The following is a 17,470-nucleotide window of genomic DNA, read 5'->3' as shown; positions in this document are numbered from 1 at the left end:
GTGCAGCCACAAACAAAAAGGTGGAAACGCCGGGATGACGTTTCCACCTTTGCAATTCTTATCCGGCCTTCCCGCTCTGGCATCAGAACGGGAAGCTACCGGTTCGTGCATCAGCAGCCCGACGAGGTCACCGTCACCGAGACGCCGCTGGTCGATGCCGAGTAGGCAGCCTGGCAGGTGGTGGTGGCGTGGCTCGAATCCGGGTTCACCGAGCCGGCGCCCAGCACATAGTCGGGCGAGGTCAGACCGGCAGCGGCGATGATGCCGGCGGTGGTGGCGGCCGGGTAACCGAGCGTGTCGCCGGAGATGGCCGTGCCTTCCATCGTGATCACGGTGGTGGCCGTGCTTGAGCCCTTGGCGATCCAGGCGGCGTGGTAGTTGGCGGCGGCGGCCTTCATGGCGCCAGCGGCAGCATTCAGCTTCGCCGCACGTGCATCAGCGCCGAGATCGGTGAACTTGGGAATCGCGGTTGCAGCCATGATGCCCAGGATGACGATAACAACGATCAGCTCGATCAGGGTAAAGCCTTGTTGTGCACGACGTTTGAAGCGAGAGTTTTGCATTTCGATTTCTCCGAACAAAATTGAGAAGTCCGCACCAGTCTGGACCCAACGGCTCCTCGTTATCAAGATTTACGAGGCACAGGCACTTGCTCTATGACCACGCCTTCGATTATACCGGCGTTTTGATCCTGTGCACGAAGCAATTTTACTTTAAATTTGATTAAGTTTTCGTAAGGATTTCTTAAATTTCTTGTGTGGTTTGGAAAATACACAAGCTTGTGGTCTTTTTTATCGAAGTACCAGGAGCCCGGCTCGATGTCTTCCAGCTTGGGCGCAAAGTACTCACCCACATAGTTGGACGGCTTCTTGGCCAGCAGCTCGACCGGGTTGTCGCGCTCCAGCGATTCGAGCTGCTTGTCCTGCCCTTTCACCAGTACTGAAGCCAGTTTCAGCGTGAGCGCCGCCTGCACATTGGCCAGAATCTGGTCGCGTGCGGTGAGCTCGGCTTGCTCCTGGTAGTACTCGACCCTGTTCAATAATGCGCCGCCCAACAGGGCCACCACAATGACCACCATCGCCAGCTCGAACAGGGAAAATCCGCGCTGGCGATATTGACAATGTTTGTAGTGTTTACGCAACATTTATTAATTATGTTTCATTGCTGCTTTGCCCAAATCCCAGATCGGCAAGAAGATGCCCATGGCCAAGACGAGAATCATAATCCCGAGGAAAACGATCAGAATCGGCTCAATCTGTTGCGATAAAGTCTTCAATTCGTAGTCGACTTCGCGCTCGTACATTTCGGCAATTTCGTCCATCAGGTCGTCAAGCGAGCCCGATTCTTCGCCAACGGCGATCATCTGCAGCACAATCGGGGTGAACACATTGGCCGCCGCGGCGGTCCGCAAAATGCTCTCGCCGCGCTCGACGCCGTCGCGCATTTTTTCGACCTTGCCTGCTAGAAATGCATTATCCACCGTTTGTGAGACCACCGTAAGGGCCTGGACGATGGGCACACCGCTGCGGCTGGCCAAGGCAAAGCTGCGTGCGAAGCGGGCCATCGTGCCTTTTTGGATAATCTTTCCGGCAATGGGAAATTTGAGTTTCCACTTGTCAAAGGCAAGCCTGCCCTCGGGCGTGCGGATGTAGGAGCGCACCCCGAACACACTGGCCACGCCGACAAAGATGATGACCGGCCACCACTGCACGGTGAAATTGGACAGACCGATCAAGAAGCGCGTCATGAACGGCAATTCCGCATGGAAGGCTTCGAACACTTTGACGAACTTAGGTATCACAAAGATGTTCACCACAAAGATCGCCAGCACCATGGCCGAGATCACGAAGGTCGGGTAGCGCGTGGCGCTTTTCACACGGTTGCGCATTTCCCGGTCAAACTCCAGGTGGTCGTTGAGACGCAGGAAGACTTCTTCGAGCCGGCCGGTCAGTTCGCCGACGCGAATCATAGCGAGATAGAAATTATCGAAGGCCTGCGGATGGCGCCGCATCGATAGCGACAGTTCGCGGCCCTGGTCGAGCGATTCGCGCAGGTCCTTGATGATCTTGGCAAAACTCTTGTTGATGGCCGATTCCTGCAGGCCCGCCAGGCCGCGCATGATGGGCACCCCGGATTTGAGCAGCGTGTACATCTGGCGGCTGAACAGCTGCACGTCGACGCTCGTGATTTTGCGCGCGGTCAGCAGTTCGATCCAGTTGACCTTAGCCTTGGGTGCGCCTTTGTTGGTTTCCGCAATCTCGACCGGCGTGATGCCGTTTCGGAACAATTGCTCGGCCACGGCATTCGGGTCGGCCGCCTCAATCACGCCGGTGGCGACCGCGCCCTTGGCATCGCGCCCCTTGTAGGCAAAAAAGGCCACGATTAATCCTCGAGCTGGTTACTGATGCGCATGGCTTCAGAAATCGTCGTGCGTCCGGCCATGGCCAGCTTGACTGCATGGCGGCGCAGCGTGTTGCCGGCCATCTGCTGGTGGGCCGCATGCAGGAAGACATTGGGGTCTTCGGCATTCGAGGCGTCCACCACGGGGCGCGTCATTTCCAGCATCTCATACACGCCGGTCCGGCCGCGGTAACCGAGGCCATTGCAGTGCGAGCAGCCGCGCCCACTGAAGAACTGGTGCTGGTCGACCGTGTTGTGCAGCTCGGCGGTCAGCCATTCGGCCTCGTGCGGGCTGGGCGTGTAGGGCTGGATGCAGCTTTCGCAGATCACGCGCACCAGACGCTGGGCCAGCACGGCCTGCAGCGAGGAACCGACCATGTAGCGCGGCACGCCCATGTCCATCAGACGCAGCGGGGTACTGGCCGCATCGTTCGTGTGCAGGGTCGACAGCACCAAGTGGCCGGTCATGGCGGCGCGCAGACCGATCTGCGCCGTTTCCTGGTCACGCATCTCACCGACCAGCACCACGTCCGGGTCCTGACGCAGGGCCGAGCGCAGCACCTTGGCGAAGGTCAGGTCGATCTTCTCGTTGACCTGCACCTGGTTGATGCCGGGCAGACGGTATTCGACCGGGTCCTCCACCGTGATCAGCTTGGTCTCGACCGAATTCAGTTCCGCCAGCGCCGAGTAGAGCGTGGTGGTCTTACCGGAACCGGTCGGCCCCGTCACCAGCACCAGGCCATTCGGGCGATTGATGATCGAGCGGAAGCGATCGACCAGTTCGGGCGGCATGCCGATCGCGTCGAGCTTGAGCATCACCCCGCCCTGATTGAGCAGACGCATGACGATCGATTCGCCGTACTGGGTCGGCATGGTCGAGATACGCACGTCGATACGCTGGTTCTTCACCTTGATCGCGAAGCGGCCGTCCTGCGGCAGGCGCTTTTCCGAAATGTCGAGGTCGGACATCAGCTTCAGACGCAGGGCCAGCGGCGTGGCCACACGGATATCGGCTTCGGTCTGCAGGTGCAGCACGCCGTCGATACGGAAGCGGATCTGCAGCCGGGTTTCCTGCGGCTCGATGTGGATGTCGGAGGCGCGCACCTGGGTGGCATCCTCGAACACCGATTGCAGCAGCTTCACAATCGGCGCTTCTTCCAGGTTCGGATTGGCCGCGGCCAGCGCTCCGAAGTCGACGTAATCGCCGAGGTCGGATTCGACTTCCTTGGCGAGGTCGGTGATTTCCTCCGTGCGCCGGTACAGGCGGTCGATCGCCTGCAGCACTTCCGACTCGTTGACCACGGCCAGTTCGATCGGCTTGCGGCACAGGCGCGAAATCTCGTCGTAGGCGAACAGGTCGGTCGGGTCGGACAGACCGATCAGCAAAGTGCCGTTCCGGTCTTCCAGCGCCAGGGCGCGGAAGCGGCGCGCGGCCGTTTCCGGCAGTTGGCGCGCGATTTCCGGCACGATGTTGTAGAACTTGAGGTTGATGTAGGGAATGGCCAGCTGTTTGGCCAGGGCGCCCGAAATCTGCTCTTCGGTGACAAAGCCGTTTTCGACGAACACCCGGCCCAGCTTGCGGCCCGTCTTCTTCTGATCGGCCAGCGCCTGCATCAGCTGCGCTTCGGTCAGTAGTTTCTGTTGAACAAGAATCTCGCCGAGACGGACTTTTTCTGGCCTTGCCATGACTTCCCTTAACACTTGAGCGCACCAGCGCGCATTTTATGCTAGAAACCTCAGGGCACAGGGAAATTCCGCTAGACTGCCGGCATGAACTTCCCCTCCCCCTGCTCCCCGCAACGCCGGCGCATCTATTTGATGCGTCACGGAAGCGTTACTTATTTCGATGATAACGGAAAGCCCCATCTTCCGGAAACCGTTCCTTTGAATGCGGCCGGACGTGCTCAGGCCACGGCGGCCGGCCAGGCCTTTGTCGCGGCCGGCTTGCGCTTTGACCGCGTGATCGTGTCCGGCCTGCCGCGCACGGTGGAAACGGCAGCGCGCGTACTGGCCGAGACCGGCCAGGCGATCACGCCCGAGGTCTGGGAAGAGCTGCAGGAGCTGCGTGGCGGCCGCCTGTCGCAGATTCCCGACGCCGAGCTGCGCGCCGCCTTCACGGGCGCCTTCGACGGCCTCGTGCCCGAGCACAGCCGTTTTCTCGGCGGCGAGAGCATCGGCGCGCTGCTCGACCGCGTCCACCCTGCGCTGGCGCGCCTGCGCGCCGACCCCGACTGGGACACCGTGCTGCTGGTCCTGCACGGCGGCGTCAACCGCGCGATTCTGTCGCTGGCCCTGACCGGCCAGCGCCTGTTCCTGGGCGGCCTGGCGCAGACGGCCGGCTGCATCAACGCGCTCGACGTCGGCAGCGCGCCCGGCGACTGGGTGGTGCGTTTCACCAACTACGCGCCCCCGCTGCCCCTGCAACAAGATGCGCGCCACACCACCATGGAAAAATTGTACGAACAATACATCCTTTCCCGCCAAGCAAAATCGGGGTCAGACCCCATTTAGCTGGCCGGAAAAATGGGGTCTGCCCCCATTTTTTCTTCGCCGACATTCCGAGGCCGATGCGCGAATAAACGAACACTCGTTCTATTTTTTGAGCTAGAATCGCTGGAGACCTTCTCGGGAGACAGCGGATGTTTGAAGAATTCATTGGCACCAAGGCGGTGTCCGAGCGCCAGAAGTTCGATGTCGTGGCGCTCGACGCCTGGCTGGCCCAGCATGTGGCCGGCTATCAAGGCGGGGCCTTGCAGGTGGAGCAATTCAAAGGCGGGCAATCGAACCCGACCTTCAAGCTGACGGCGCCCTCGGGCCAGTATGTGCTGCGCACCAAGCCCGGTCCGGCCGCTAAGCTGCTTCCCTCGGCCCATGCGATCGACCGTGAATTCCGCGTCATGGATGCGCTTCAGCAGTCTGGCTTTCCGGCACCGCGCCAGTACGCCCTTTGTCTCGATGAGGCCGTGATCGGGCGCGCCTTCTACCTGATGGAATTCATTCCCGGCCGGGTGCTGTGGGACCAGTCGCTGCCGGGCATGACCCCGGCCGAGCGCGCCGCCATCTACGACGAAATGAACCGCGTGATCGCCCTGCTCCACACGGTCGACTACGCGGGTATCGGTCTGGCCGACTATGGCAAGCCGGGCAACTATTTCGCGCGCCAGATCGAGCGCTGGACCAAGCAGTACCTGGCCTCGCAGACCGAGTCGATTCCCGAGATGGACGCGCTGATCGCCTGGCTGCCTCAGCATATTCCGGCCGGCGACGACACCGCCATCGTGCACGGCGACTTCCGCATGGACAACCTGATCTTCCATCCGACCGAGCCGCGCATCCTGGCTGTGCTCGACTGGGAACTGTCGACCCTCGGCCACCCGGCTGCCGATTTCTCCTACCACTGCATGAGCTGGCATATCGAGCCCGGCAAGTTCCGCGGCATTAAGGGCCTGGACCTGGCAGCGCTCGGCATCCCGAGCCAGCAGGCCTATATCGACCGCTACTGCGAACGCACGGGCAAGACCATCCGTGCCGAAGACTTCAATTTCTACCTCGCCTACAACATGTTCCGCCTGGCCGGCATCATGCAGGGGATCATGAAGCGCTATGTCGATGGCACCGCTTCCAGCGCCCAGGCCCTGGAAAACGGCCGCATGGCGCGCCCGATGGCGCAACTGGGCTGGCACTACGCTCTGCAAAATCAATAAGGACCGATCATGGATTTCGACTACTCCCCGCGCTGCAAGGATCTGCAGGCGCGCCTGCTGGCCTTCATGGACGCGCACATCTACCCGAACGAAAACGCCTTCTACGCGGAGGTCAACCGCAATGGGGTGGAGAAAGGCGACCGCTGGATTCCGACCGAATTGATCGAAGCTCTGAAGCCGCTGGCGCGCGAGGCCGGGCTGTGGAATCTGTTCCTGCCCAAATCGGCGCGCGCGCCCGAGGGCCTGTCGAATACCGACTACGCGCCGCTGTGCGAGATCATGGGGCGCGTGCCCTGGGCGCCGGAAGTCTTCAACTGCTCGGCCCCGGACACCGGCAATATGGAGACGCTCGAACGCTACGGCACCGAAGCGCAGAAGGCGCAGTGGCTGGAGCCGCTGCTGCGCGGCGCGATCCGTTCGGCGTTTGCGATGACCGAACCCGAGGTGGCCTCGAGCGACGCCACCAATATCGCCACCCGCATCGAGCGCGATGGCGACAGCTATGTGATCAACGGCCGCAAATGGTGGATCTCGGGCGCCGGCGACCCGCGCTGCAAGCTGTTTATCGTGATGGGCAAAACCGATCCGCACGCGGCGCGCCATGTGCAGCAGTCGATGATCCTGGTCGATGCCGCCACGCCGGGCATCACGATCAAGCGCCCGCTGCCCGTCTTCGGCTACGACGACGCGCCGCACGGGCACTGCGAAATCCTGTTCGAGAATGTGCGCGTGCCAGCGGCGAACATCCTGCTCGGCGAGGGACGCGGCTTCGAAATCGCCCAGGGCCGCCTCGGCCCGGGCCGCATCCACCACTGCATGCGCGCGATCGGCGTGGCCGAACGGGCGCTGGAGCTGATGTGCAAACGGCTCGACGCGCGTGTGGCTTTCGGCCGCAAAATCTCCGAGCAAGGCGTGTGGCGCGAACGGATCGCCGAAGCGCGCATCCGCATCGACTGCGCCCGTCTGTTGACGCTGAAGGCCGCCTACATGATGGACACGGTCGGGAACAAGGTGGCGCAAGCCGAGATCGCGATGATCAAGGTGCTGGCGCCGAGCGTGGCCCAACAGGTGCTCGACTGGGCGATCCAGGCGCATGGTGCGGGCGGCGTGTCCGAGGACTTCCCGCTCGCCTACCAGTGGGCCGGCAACCGCACCCTGCGCCTGGCCGACGGCCCGGACGAAGTGCACCGCAATGCCATCGCCAAACTGGAGCTTGCCAAGCACACCAAGCTGCGCGAAGATTTGTCGGCCCCGATCACCCGCAGTTAATCCGGGCGCGCGCCGGCGCGGCACGTCCGGCCGCCGCCCTGTCTGGAGAATGGCGTGCCCCAACGCTCGACGTCCCCCGCGCCGCTCAAGGCGCAGCGCCTGCTGCTGGCCGTGCTGCTGCCAGCCGGCGCCGCCTTGCTCCTGCCCCTGGTTCTGCCCGCCGCCTGGGCCGCCGTGTTTGGCCTGCTGGCCGTGGGGGCGGGCGGCCTGTGGGCCTGGCGCGGCGCCGCCCTGCTCGATATGCGCGTGGCCGAACTGGCCGATCTGGCGCGCCTGGGCACGCGCCGCTTCGACAAGGCCAGCCTGGAACTGCTGATGGCCGAACGCACGGCGGCGCTGGCGCGTTCCAGCTCCCTGCTCGAAGCGATCTTCTCGTGCGCGCCGGTCGGCCTGTCCTACCTTGACCACCAGGGCCGCTTCGTCAAGATCAATGCATATCTGGCCGCCATCAATGGCCACAGCGTCGAGGCGCATCTGGGACGCACCCTGAGCGAGGTGCTCGGCCCCGATGGCGAAGTGCTGGAACGCGATCTGCGTGCCGTGCTGGCCAGCGGCGCGCCGCGCACCGGCCTCGAGGTGAGCGTACCGGCGCCGGCCGAACCGGGCCGGCTGCGCCACTGGATCGTCAACTACTACCCGGTCTTCGGCATCGACCAGAGCATCGCCGGGGTCAATGTGGTGCTGGTCGATATCAGTGAACAGAAAGACCTGGCGGCGCGGCTGGCCGAAAGCGAAAACCAGTTCCGCGCCCTGTACGAACTGGCCGGCGATGCGCACCTGATCACCAGCCTGGATGCGCATTTTGAAGGCGGCAACCGGGCCGCGCTCGAGCTGTTCGGCTGCCCCGACCAGGCCTGCCTTCGCACCCAGTCGGTGCTCAGCCTGTCGCCGGCGTCGCAGCCAGACGGCCAACTGAGCGCCCCCCGCGCCGCTACTCTGATGGCCGAAGCCCAGATCAGCGGCAGCGCCCACTTCGAATGGCGCCACCGGCGCCTGGACGGCAGCGAGTTCGACGCCGACATCCGCCTGACCCTGATTCCGGCCAACGGCCGCCAGCAGATGCTGGCCACGGTGCGCGACATCACGGCGCGCAAGCAGGCCGAGGCCGCGCTGCTCGCCTCGCACCGCGCCAAGAGCGAATTCGTGGCCAATATGAGCCACGAAATCCGCACCCCGCTCAATGCCATTCTGGGTCTGGCGCGCCTGCTCGAAGAGGGCCAGCTGGCGCGGCGCGAGCGCGGCTACGTCGCCAAGATCCGCCTGGCTGCGCATTCGCTGCTCGGCATCGTCAACGACGTGCTGGACTTCTCGCGCATCGAAGCCGGCCAGCTCGAACTCGAACGCACCGCCTTCGTGCTCGACCAGGTGCTGGCCGATACCGCCGCGCTGGTGGCCGCGAATGCCTGGACCAAGGGGCTGGAGCTGGTGTTCGACGTCGCGCCCGAGGTGCCGCCCGGCCTGGTGGGCGACCCGATGCGGCTCGAGCAGCTGCTGCTGAACCTGATGGGCAATGCGGTCAAGTTCACCGACCACGGCGAAGTGGTGCTGAGCGTGCGCGCGCTCGAGGTCACGGGCCAGCAGGCCCTGCTCGAATTCGCCGTGCAGGACACCGGCATCGGCATCGCGCCCGAGCGGCAGGAGCGCATGTTCGACGCCTTCACCCAGGGCGACAGTTCGACCAGCCGGCGCTACGGCGGCACCGGCCTCGGGCTGGCGATCGCGCGCCATCTGGCCCAGCTGATGGGCGGTACGCTCGGGCTGTCGAGCCAGGTCGGCGCCGGCTCCACCTTCCGCTTCACCTGCTGCTTCGAGATCGACCCGCTGGCGCGCCCGGCCCAACGCCCGGCCCCGCACTGCATCCTGATCGTCGACGACAATGCCAGCGCGCGCCAGGCGCTGGTGCGCGCGGCCAGCCATCTGGGCCTGCAGGTGCACAGCGCCACCGGCGGCGCCGACGCCCTCGCCCAGCTGCGCGCGCTCGACCGGGCCGGCCAGCAGTGCGCGCTGGTGCTGCTCGACGCCGCCATGCCGGACCTGGACGGCATCGCCACCCTGGCCCTGCTGCGCGCCGAAGCAGGCGCGCGCCATCTGCCGGTGGCCCTGATGGCAGCCGAACAGACGCGCGCGCGGCTGGAAGCGCTGGCGCCCGAGCTGGCGATCGAGGCCGTGTTCGCCAAGCCGCTCACGCCCTCGGCCCTGCGCGTCGGTCTGCTGGCGCTGCTCGATGGCGAGGAAGAACCGGCGCCGCCGGTGCCGGCCCCGTTGGCCGGGCGCCTGCAGGGCCTGCGCGTGCTGCTGGTCGAGGACAATGAGATCAACCAGGAAGTGGCCAGCTACATCCTGCTGCATGCCGGCGCCGCGGTCGATCTGGCCCGCCATGGCGGCGAGGCGCTCGCCATGCTGGGGCGCGCGCCGCGCCACTACGACGTGGTGCTGATGGATATCCAGATGCCGCAGATGAACGGCTACGAGGCGGCCCAAGCGATCCGCGCGCGCGGACTGGCCGTGCCGATCGTGGCCATGACGGCCAATGTGCAGGCCGACGACCGCGAGCGGGCGCGCGCCGCCGGCATGAATGAGCACATCGCCAAGCCGATCGAAGTCGACGATCTGGTCAACGCCATCCAGCGGGTGCTGCAGGCCCAGGTCGCGGCGGCGGCGCCGGCCGTACCCGGCGCGCCCGTGGCCCACCTGCCCGCCCTGCCCGGCATCGACGTGGCCGCCGCGCTGCCGCGCTTCGGCGGCGATGTCGACATCCTGCGCCGCCTGCTGCGCCGCTTCGGCGCCGCCAATGGCAGCACCACCGCCAGCGTGCGCGGCCTGCTGCTGCACGGCGAGCAGGAGTGCGCGCTGCAGGCCCTGCACCGGCTGCGCGGCGTGGCCGCCAATCTGGGCGCGAGCGAGGTGGCGCTGCGTGCGCGCGCCCTCGAAGACTGCCTGCGCGGCCAGACAGCGCAGGCCTGGGCCGAGCCGCTGGCGGCCCTCGACGCGGCCCTGGCGCCCGTGCTGGAAGCCGCATCCAGACTGGGCCCGGAGCCGCTCGGGCCAGCGGCGGCGGCGCCACAGGACCTGCATGAAGAACTGGTCAAATTGTCTAATTTGTTGCAAAATAGTAACTTGAAAGCGATCGCCGTCTTCGCCGCCCTGCGCCCCGCGCTGGCAGCCGAGCATACGGACCAGGACGTCCTGGCGATCGCCGAGGCCATCGACACGCTGCGCTTTCCGGCGGCAGCGGCCTTGGTCGAGGACCTCCTGAACCGAAAGGAAAGCGTGTGAGCTGGACCGACCTTGCCCGCAATGGCCGCATTCTCATCGTCGACGACGCGATGGAGAATATCCAGGTGCTTCACCAGGCGCTGCAAAGCGAGCACGAGACCCTGTTCGCCATGAGCGGCGAAAAAGCCATCGAGATCGCGCGCGCCCAGAAGCCCGACCTGATCCTGCTCGACGCCATGATGCCGGGCATGGATGGCTATGCCGTCTGCACCGCCCTGCGCGCCTCGGACGCCACGCGCGACATCCCCGTCATCTTTGTCACTGTGCTCAATGCGACCGAGGACGAGACGCGCGCGCTCGAAGCCGGCGCCGCCGACTTCATCACCAAGCCGGTGAATGCGGCCGTGGTGCGCGCGCGCGTGCGCACCCACCTGACCATCAAGCGCCAGAGCGACATCCTGCGCGCGCTGACCATGACCGACAGCCTGACCGGCGTGGCCAACCGGCGCTGCCTGGACGAGACCATCGACAGCGAATGGCGGCGCTGCGCACGCATGGGCGAGCCGATCGCCCTGATCCTGGCCGACATCGACCACTTCAAGCTGTACAACGACGAATACGGCCACCAGGCCGGCGACGCCTGTCTGCAGGCTGTGGCCAGCGCCATGCGCCGCGCCGCCGCGCGCCCGCAGGATCTGGTGGCGCGCTACGGCGGCGAGGAATTCGCGATTCTGCTGCCGATGCTCGATGTGCGCGGCGCCGAAGTGGTGGCCAACAAGCTGCTGGCCGAGATCGAACTGCTGGCCATTCCGCATGCCCGTTCGAGCACCGCGCCGAGCGTCACCCTGAGCCTGGGCGTGGCGGCCCTGCGCCCGGCCGACGGCGCCCATCTGGACTCGCTGCTGAAGACCGCCGACGCCCTGCTGTATCAGGCCAAATCGCTGGGCCGCAACCGCTGCTGCCTGCCGCTGTAAGCACGCCGCACGCGTGCTCATTGCTGAGCCTGGAATAAGCCGCTATCCTCGCGCTCAGGAGGAATACCATGCAAACAACGACCGAGCGCGGCGCCAGCATCATGCGCGTCAAGCGCCTGCACATCGACACCTATCACGAACCCGTGATCTACATGCGGCGCGACTGCCATGTGTGCCGCTCGGAGGGCTTTGAAGCCCACTCGCGCATCGAAGTCACGTTCGGCGAGCGGCGCGTGATCGCCACCCTGAATGTGGTCAGCAATGGCCTGGTCGAGACCGAGGAAATCGGCCTGTCGGAAGCCGCCTGGCGCGTGCTCGGCGCCGCCGACGGCGAGGAAGTCAGCCTGGCGCACCCGCTGCCGCTGCAGTCCTTCTCGCAGGTGCGCGCCAAGCTGTATGGCCATGCGCTGACGCTCGACGCGGCGCGCGACATCATGCGCGACATCGTCGCCGGTAACTACTCGGACATCGAAATCGCCGCCTTCCTCACGGCCTGCGCCGGCAACCGCATGGACCTGGACGAGATCACGGCGCTGACGCGCGCGATGGTCGAATCGGGCGCGCGCCTCGATTGGGGCAAGGAGGTCATCGTCGACAAGCACTGCGTCGGCGGCCTGCCCGGCAACCGCACCACGCTGCTGGTGGTGCCGATCGTGGCGGCCTGCGGCCTGACGATTCCGAAGACCTCGTCGCGCGCGATCACTTCGCCGGCCGGCACCGCCGATACGATGGAGACCCTGGCCCCGGTCATGCTCGATCTGGCGCGCATGCGCGCCGTGGTGGCGGCCGAAGGCGGCTGCATCGCCTGGGGCGGCGCGGTCAATCTGAGCCCGGCCGACGATCTGCTGATCCGCATCGAACGTCCGCTCGACCTGGACAGCGATGGCCAGCTGGTGGCCTCGGTGCTGTCGAAGAAGCTGGCGGCCGGCTCCACCCACGTGCTGATCGATATTCCGGTCGGCCCCACGGCCAAGGTGCGCTCGCTCGATGCGGCCCAGCGCCTGACGAATATCCTATGCAGCGTCGGCCAGGCGATCGGCCTCGAAGTGCGCACCCTGTTTACCGACGGTTCGCAGCCGGTCGGGCGCGGCATCGGTCCCGCGCTTGAGGCCTATGACGTGCTGGCCGTGCTGCAGAACGCGCCGCACGCGCCCGACGATCTGCGCCAGCGCGCCCTGCTGCTGTCGGCGCGGATTCTCGAAATGGGGCTCGGGATCACACCCGAGGCGGCCCTGACCCAGGCGCGCCAGGCGCTGACCAGCGGCACGGCCTGGCGCAAATTCCAGGCCATCTGTGCGGCCCAGGGCGGCATGCGCGAACCGCCGCGCGCGCCCCACACCTATCCGATTCTGGCCAAGGCGCGCTGCCGCATCGTCGCCTTCGACAACCGCCGCCTGGCGCGCATCGCCAAGCTGGCCGGGGCCCCGCGCGCGCCGGCCGCCGGCATCCTGCTGCACGGCGCCTCGGGCGGGCATTTCAACAAGGGCGATCCGATCTACACGATCCACGCCGAGTCGCCGGGCGAACTGGCCTATGCGCGCGACTACGCCGAGTCCCAGCCCGATGTGGTGCTGGTCGAGAAGGAGTTCTGATGACACCGATGCTGTTTGCCCTGCCGGGCAATGAAACCATGTGCGCGCGCCTGGCCGAACAACTGGGCTGGGACACGGGCGCGCTCGAAACGCGCCGCTTCCCCGATGGCGAGAGCTATCTGCGCTTTGCCGATGCGGTGCGCGGGCGCGAGGTGGTGCTGGTCTGTACGCTCGACCGCCCCGACGACAAGGCCATCAGCCTGGTGCTGGCGGCCGGCATCGCGCGCGAAAACGGCGCCACCCGCGTCGGTCTGGTCGCGCCCTATCTCGCCTACATGCGCCAGGACGCCGTGTTCAAGCCGGGCGAAGGCATCACCTCCGGCCATTTCGCGCGCCTGCTGTCAGGTGCCGTGGACTGGATGGTGACGATCGACCCGCACCTGCACCGCCATGCCACGCTGGACGAGATCTACACGATTCCGACCCTGGTGGTGAAAGCGGCGCCGAGCATCTCGGCCTGGATCGCGCGCGAGCTGCGCCAGCCGGTCATCGTCGGGCCGGACGGCGAGAGCGAACAATGGGCGGCCGAAGTGGCGCGCGACGCCGGCTGCGCGGTGACGGTGCTGACCAAGACCCGCCATGGCGACCACGATGTGGAAGTGTCGGTGCCGGACACCGCGCACTGGCAGGGCTTCACGACCGTGCTGGTGGACGACATCGCCTCGACCGCGCGCACGATGATCGCGGCGGCCGGGCATATCACGGCGGCCGGACTGGCCGCGCCCGTGTGCATCGCCGTGCATCCGGTGTTTGCCGGCAGCGCCTATGCCGATCTGCAGGCCGCGGGTGTCAGCCGCATCGTCAGCTGCAATACGATTGCGCATCCGAGCAATGCGATCGACCTGTCGGCGCCGCTGGCCGCGGGCATCCGCACGCTGCACGCGCGCCTGGGCTGAGGCTTACAGCAGGCGGATCACCAGCTCGGCCACGCACACCGGCTTGGTCTCGGCCTCGTCCTCGATGGTGACGCGCCAGACCAGCTGGGCGCCCTGCTCCACGTCTTCGAGCGACTGCAGGTGCAGGATGCCGCGCACGCGGCTGCCGACCGGCACCGGGGCCGGAAAGCGCACCTTGTTCACGCCGTAGTTGATGATCATGCGCGGAAAGCTCAGGTGCACGGAGCGCTCGAGCATGGCCGGCAGCAGCGACAAGGTCAGAAAGCCATGCGCGATCGGCCCGCCGAACGGCGACTCGCGGCGGCAGCGTTCCGGATCGACATGGATCCACTGATGGTCATCGGTGGCATCGGCAAAACTGTTCACGCGCTGCTGGGTGATTTCCATCCAGTCCGTCACGGCCACATCCGCGCCGACCAGGCCACGCAGGGCCTCAAGGGAAGCAATTTCTCGCATATTCTTAGCAAACAGAAATTCGGGGTCTGACCCCAATTTTTCTACAAAGATAAATGGGGTCTGACCCCGATTTTTCCACAAATAAAAAACCGGGGTCGGGCCCCGGTTTTTTTCGCTTAATTGCCCGGTTTGGGCAGGTAGGGCATCACGCGACTGGCCAGGCGGCTGTCGGTGCGCAGGATGCTGACCTCGTCGGCCAGCACGTGCACGGCCTCGCCCAGGATCGGGTCCTTGGCGTTCTTGGCGGCTTTTTCGGCGGCCAGCTCGGCTTGCAGGCTGCGCTCGCCACCGACCAGGCCGTCGTCGGTGCGCATCGCGCCACGCACGGCCTTGGCTTTGTCGCCCGGCTTCTCGGGTTGCACCAGCTTGTTGCCCTCCTGGACCAGCACCACCTCGTCCAGCGCCGGATTGTGGCTGGCCAGACGCGCCTCGCGCGCCTTGGCCCGCGCTTCCTGCTGGTCGCGCTCCTTGCGGCGGATGCTTTCGTTGAGCGACAGCCAGTTCTCCTTGCGGATGCGCTTGACCTCGTTGATGTCCTCGGCCAGGGCCTTGAAGTCCTTGTCCTTGGCCACGCGCGCCTCGCTGCGGTGCTGCAGCGGGCCGAACAGCTCTTTGAGGTCGCCGGCCGGCGTGTAGAAGGCGGGCTTGACCATCGTGTAGGGCAAGGCGTTGTCATACGCGGCCTCGCCGAACAGTTCGGGATCGGACAGCTGCGGCAGCTTGATGTCGGGGCTGACGCCCTTGAGCTGGGTGGTGCCGCCATTGATGCGGAAGAACTGCGCGACCGTCAGCTTGAGCTCGCCGTATTTGATTTTGTCGCTCGGCGCGAAACGGTCGAGGTTGACGATGGTCTGGACCGTGCCTTTGCCGAAGCTGGGCTCGCCGATGATCAGGCCGCGCCCGTAGTCCTGGATGGCGGCGGCGAAAATCTCGGAGGCCGAGGCCGAACCGCGGTTGATCAGCACGCCCAGCGGGCCGTCCCAGGCCAGGCCGGGGTTGGTGTCGCTTTCGACGCGGATGCGGCCGTCCGAACTGCGCTGCTGCACGACCGGGCCCTTGTCGATGAACAGGCCGGTCAGCTCGACCGCCTCGGGCAGCGAGCCGCCGCCGTTGTCGCGCAGGTCGATCAGGACGGAGTCGACCTTGTCCTTCTTCAGTTCGCCGAGCAGCTTGGCCACATCGCGCGTGGCCGAGCGGTAGTCTTTGTCGCCACGCCGCCAGGCTTCGAAGTCCTGGTAGAAGGTGGGCAAGGTGATCACGCCGATGCGGCGGCGCGTGCCATTGTCCTTGACTTCGAAGATGGCCTTCTTGGCGGCCTGCTCTTCCATGTTGATTTTCTTGCGCACCAGGTTGACGACCACGTGCTTGCCGTCGGGACCGGCGTCGGCCGGCAGCACGTCGAGGCGCACGGTCGAATCTTTGGGGCCGCGCACCAGCTGCACGACTTCGTCGATGCGCCAGCCGAGGATGTCCTGGAAGTTGCCGTTCTCGCCCTGGGCCACGGCCGTGATGCGGTCGCCGACCTTGAGCTTGCCCGACAGGCCGGCCGGGCTGCCCGGCACGATTTCGCGGATCACCGTGTAGTCTTCGCGCGTCTGCAGCACGGCGCCGATACCTTCCAGCGACAGGCGCATGCGGATGTCGAAGTCTTCGGCCGTGCGCGGGTCGAAGTAGTTGGTGTGCGGCTCGATCGACATCGCGTAGGCGTTCATGAAGGTCTGGAAGACGTCTTCACTGGTGACCTTTTTCAGGCGTGTCTGGGTGCCTTCGTAGCGCTTGTCGAGCGTTTCGCGGATGGCTTTTTCTTCCTTGCCGGCCAGCTTCAGGCGCAGCCAGTCGTTCTTCACGCGGCGGCGCCACAGATCGCGCGCTTCCTCGTCGTTCTTGGCCCAGGCGGCTTTCTCGCGGTCGAGCTGCAGGCCTTCGTCGCTGCTGAAGTCGAACTTGCCTTTGAGGAGTTCGCGCGCAAAGCTCATGCGCTCATTGATGCGCTGCAGATAGACGCCGTAGATGGCGAAGGGCATCTGCAGGTTTTCGTTATTGATCGCGTCGTCGAGCTTGGTGCGCGAGACGGCGAACTGGTCGATGTCCTGTTGGGTCAGGTACATCTTTTCGGGGTCGAGCGATTTCAGATAGCGGTCGAAAATCTTTTCCGACATCGCATCGTCGAGCGCGACCGGCTTGTAATGGTATTTGGCCAGCCAGCGCGAAGCCAGCAAGGCGGCCGAGGCCTGGGTCGGGACAGGTTTGAGCTGCTCCCCGAGTTTATCGGCCTGGCGCGCATAGGCGCCCTGCACGGCCAGGGTCAGGCTCAGGCCAATCACCAACAACTGTTTCTTCATTCCTGTCTCCTCAGACTGCTCAGGCTATTCTAGCTTATCCCTGATAAAAGCAGCGTCCGCACGCCTGGCGGTAGCTTTCATTGCCGCCGATGCTGACCTGCTCCCCTTCCCGGATGCGTTCTCCGTTCGGGTCGACGCGGATATTCATCGTCGCCTTCTTGCCGCAGCTGCAAATGTTCTTGATTTCTTCGATGTCGTCGGCCAGGCCCAGCAGGTAGATCGAGCCGGGGAAGGGTTCGCCGCGAAAGTCCGTGCGCAGGCCGTAGCAGATCACAGGCACGCCGCGCGTCTGGGCCAGGCGGTGCAGCTGCTGGACCTGGGCCGGGGTCAGGAACTGGGCTTCATCGACGAGCACGCAGCCGACCTTGTCGACGGCCTCGAGGAAATTGGTGTCGCGCTGGAAGATTTCGACGTCGCGCTGCGGGCCCAGGCGCGAGGTGATGCGGCCTACGCCGTAGCGGTCGTCGATGGCGGCGGTGAACAGGCGCACGCTCTGGCCCTGCTCTTCGTAATTGTGGGCCACCTGCAGCAAGGCGGTGGACTTCCCGGCGTTCATGGCCGAATAGCGAAAATACAATTTTGCCACGGTGCTCCCTCTAAACTGGCGCTGATTATAGCCCG

The 17,470-nt window shown here is 65.4% G+C and carries 14 protein-coding genes; 7 read left to right on the top strand and 7 right to left on the bottom strand.

What is annotated here, in order from left to right:
* Positions 1–110: 110 nt before the first annotated feature.
* From LZ005_RS21650 to LZ005_RS09365, 4 genes are all read right to left on the bottom strand, one after another.
* On the bottom strand, positions 111–563 hold the full coding sequence (locus LZ005_RS21650) for a type II secretion system protein (protein ID WP_269106633.1): 453 nt from the start codon (positions 561–563) through the stop codon (positions 111–113).
* 62 nt (positions 564–625) lie between these two features.
* Complete coding sequence (locus tag LZ005_RS09375) at positions 626–1,144, bottom strand: type II secretion system protein (RefSeq protein WP_237806996.1); 519 nt, start codon at positions 1,142–1,144, stop codon at positions 626–628.
* Between the two features lie 3 nt (positions 1,145–1,147).
* Positions 1,148–2,380 (bottom strand): type II secretion system F family protein, encoded by a 1,233-nt coding sequence (locus tag LZ005_RS09370; protein WP_237806994.1) that lies wholly within the window; start codon positions 2,378–2,380, stop codon positions 1,148–1,150.
* A 2-nt stretch (positions 2,381–2,382) separates the two neighbouring features.
* Positions 2,383–4,086, bottom strand: coding sequence for a GspE/PulE family protein (locus LZ005_RS09365; RefSeq protein ID WP_237806992.1), 1,704 nt, complete (start codon positions 4,084–4,086; stop codon positions 2,383–2,385).
* Positions 4,087–4,170: 84 nt separating this feature from the next.
* Here LZ005_RS09365 and LZ005_RS09360 point away from each other — a divergent pair, with 84 nt between their 5' ends.
* The 7 genes from LZ005_RS09360 (at position 4,171) to LZ005_RS09330 (ending at position 14,051) form a co-directional block, all read left to right on the top strand.
* A complete protein-coding gene (locus tag LZ005_RS09360; protein ID WP_237806990.1) occupies positions 4,171–4,911 on the top strand; it encodes a histidine phosphatase family protein in 741 nt (246 codons plus the stop codon).
* A gap of 128 nt (positions 4,912–5,039) precedes the next feature.
* Entirely contained in the window at positions 5,040–6,104 is a 1,065-nt protein-coding gene (locus tag LZ005_RS09355; RefSeq protein ID WP_237806988.1) for a phosphotransferase, read from the top strand.
* A 9-nt stretch (positions 6,105–6,113) separates the two neighbouring features.
* A complete protein-coding gene (locus tag LZ005_RS09350) occupies positions 6,114–7,373 on the top strand; it encodes an acyl-CoA dehydrogenase family protein (RefSeq protein ID WP_237806986.1) in 1,260 nt (419 codons plus the stop codon).
* A gap of 54 nt (positions 7,374–7,427) precedes the next feature.
* Positions 7,428–10,649, top strand: coding sequence for a response regulator (locus LZ005_RS09345; protein ID WP_237806984.1), 3,222 nt, complete (start codon positions 7,428–7,430; stop codon positions 10,647–10,649).
* Positions 10,646–11,563 (top strand): diguanylate cyclase, encoded by a 918-nt coding sequence (locus LZ005_RS21885; RefSeq protein ID WP_237806982.1) that lies wholly within the window; start codon positions 10,646–10,648, stop codon positions 11,561–11,563. Before LZ005_RS09345 ends, LZ005_RS21885 begins: the two co-directional genes overlap by 4 nt.
* 68 nt (positions 11,564–11,631) lie before the next feature.
* The gene (locus LZ005_RS09335; protein ID WP_237806980.1) at positions 11,632–13,155 is read left to right on the top strand and encodes a thymidine phosphorylase family protein; all 1,524 of its coding nucleotides are present in this window, start codon (positions 11,632–11,634) and stop codon (positions 13,153–13,155) included.
* Positions 13,155–14,051 (top strand): ribose-phosphate pyrophosphokinase, encoded by an 897-nt coding sequence (locus LZ005_RS09330; protein WP_237806978.1) that lies wholly within the window; start codon positions 13,155–13,157, stop codon positions 14,049–14,051. Before LZ005_RS09335 ends, LZ005_RS09330 begins: the two co-directional genes overlap by 1 nt.
* A gap of 3 nt (positions 14,052–14,054) precedes the next feature.
* On the opposite strand, the gene LZ005_RS09325 is transcribed toward LZ005_RS09330, so the two are convergent.
* The 3 genes from LZ005_RS09325 to LZ005_RS09315 form a co-directional block, all read right to left on the bottom strand.
* The gene (locus LZ005_RS09325; RefSeq protein ID WP_237806976.1) at positions 14,055–14,507 is read right to left on the bottom strand and encodes a MaoC family dehydratase; all 453 of its coding nucleotides are present in this window, start codon (positions 14,505–14,507) and stop codon (positions 14,055–14,057) included.
* Between the two features lie 116 nt (positions 14,508–14,623).
* On the bottom strand, positions 14,624–16,849 hold the full coding sequence (locus LZ005_RS09320; RefSeq protein ID WP_237806974.1) for a carboxy terminal-processing peptidase: 2,226 nt from the start codon (positions 16,847–16,849) through the stop codon (positions 14,624–14,626).
* 34 nt (positions 16,850–16,883) lie between these two features.
* Positions 16,884–17,435, bottom strand: coding sequence for a thymidine kinase (locus LZ005_RS09315; RefSeq protein ID WP_237806972.1), 552 nt, complete (start codon positions 17,433–17,435; stop codon positions 16,884–16,886).
* Positions 17,436–17,470: the final 35 nt, after the last annotated feature.

Origin of the sequence: Massilia sp. TS11, assembly GCF_022012445.1 — a bacterium.
In the GTDB taxonomy this organism is placed as follows: Bacteria; Pseudomonadota; Gammaproteobacteria; order Burkholderiales; family Burkholderiaceae_D; genus Telluria.
This window is presented reverse-complemented; position numbering and strand designations above follow the sequence as displayed.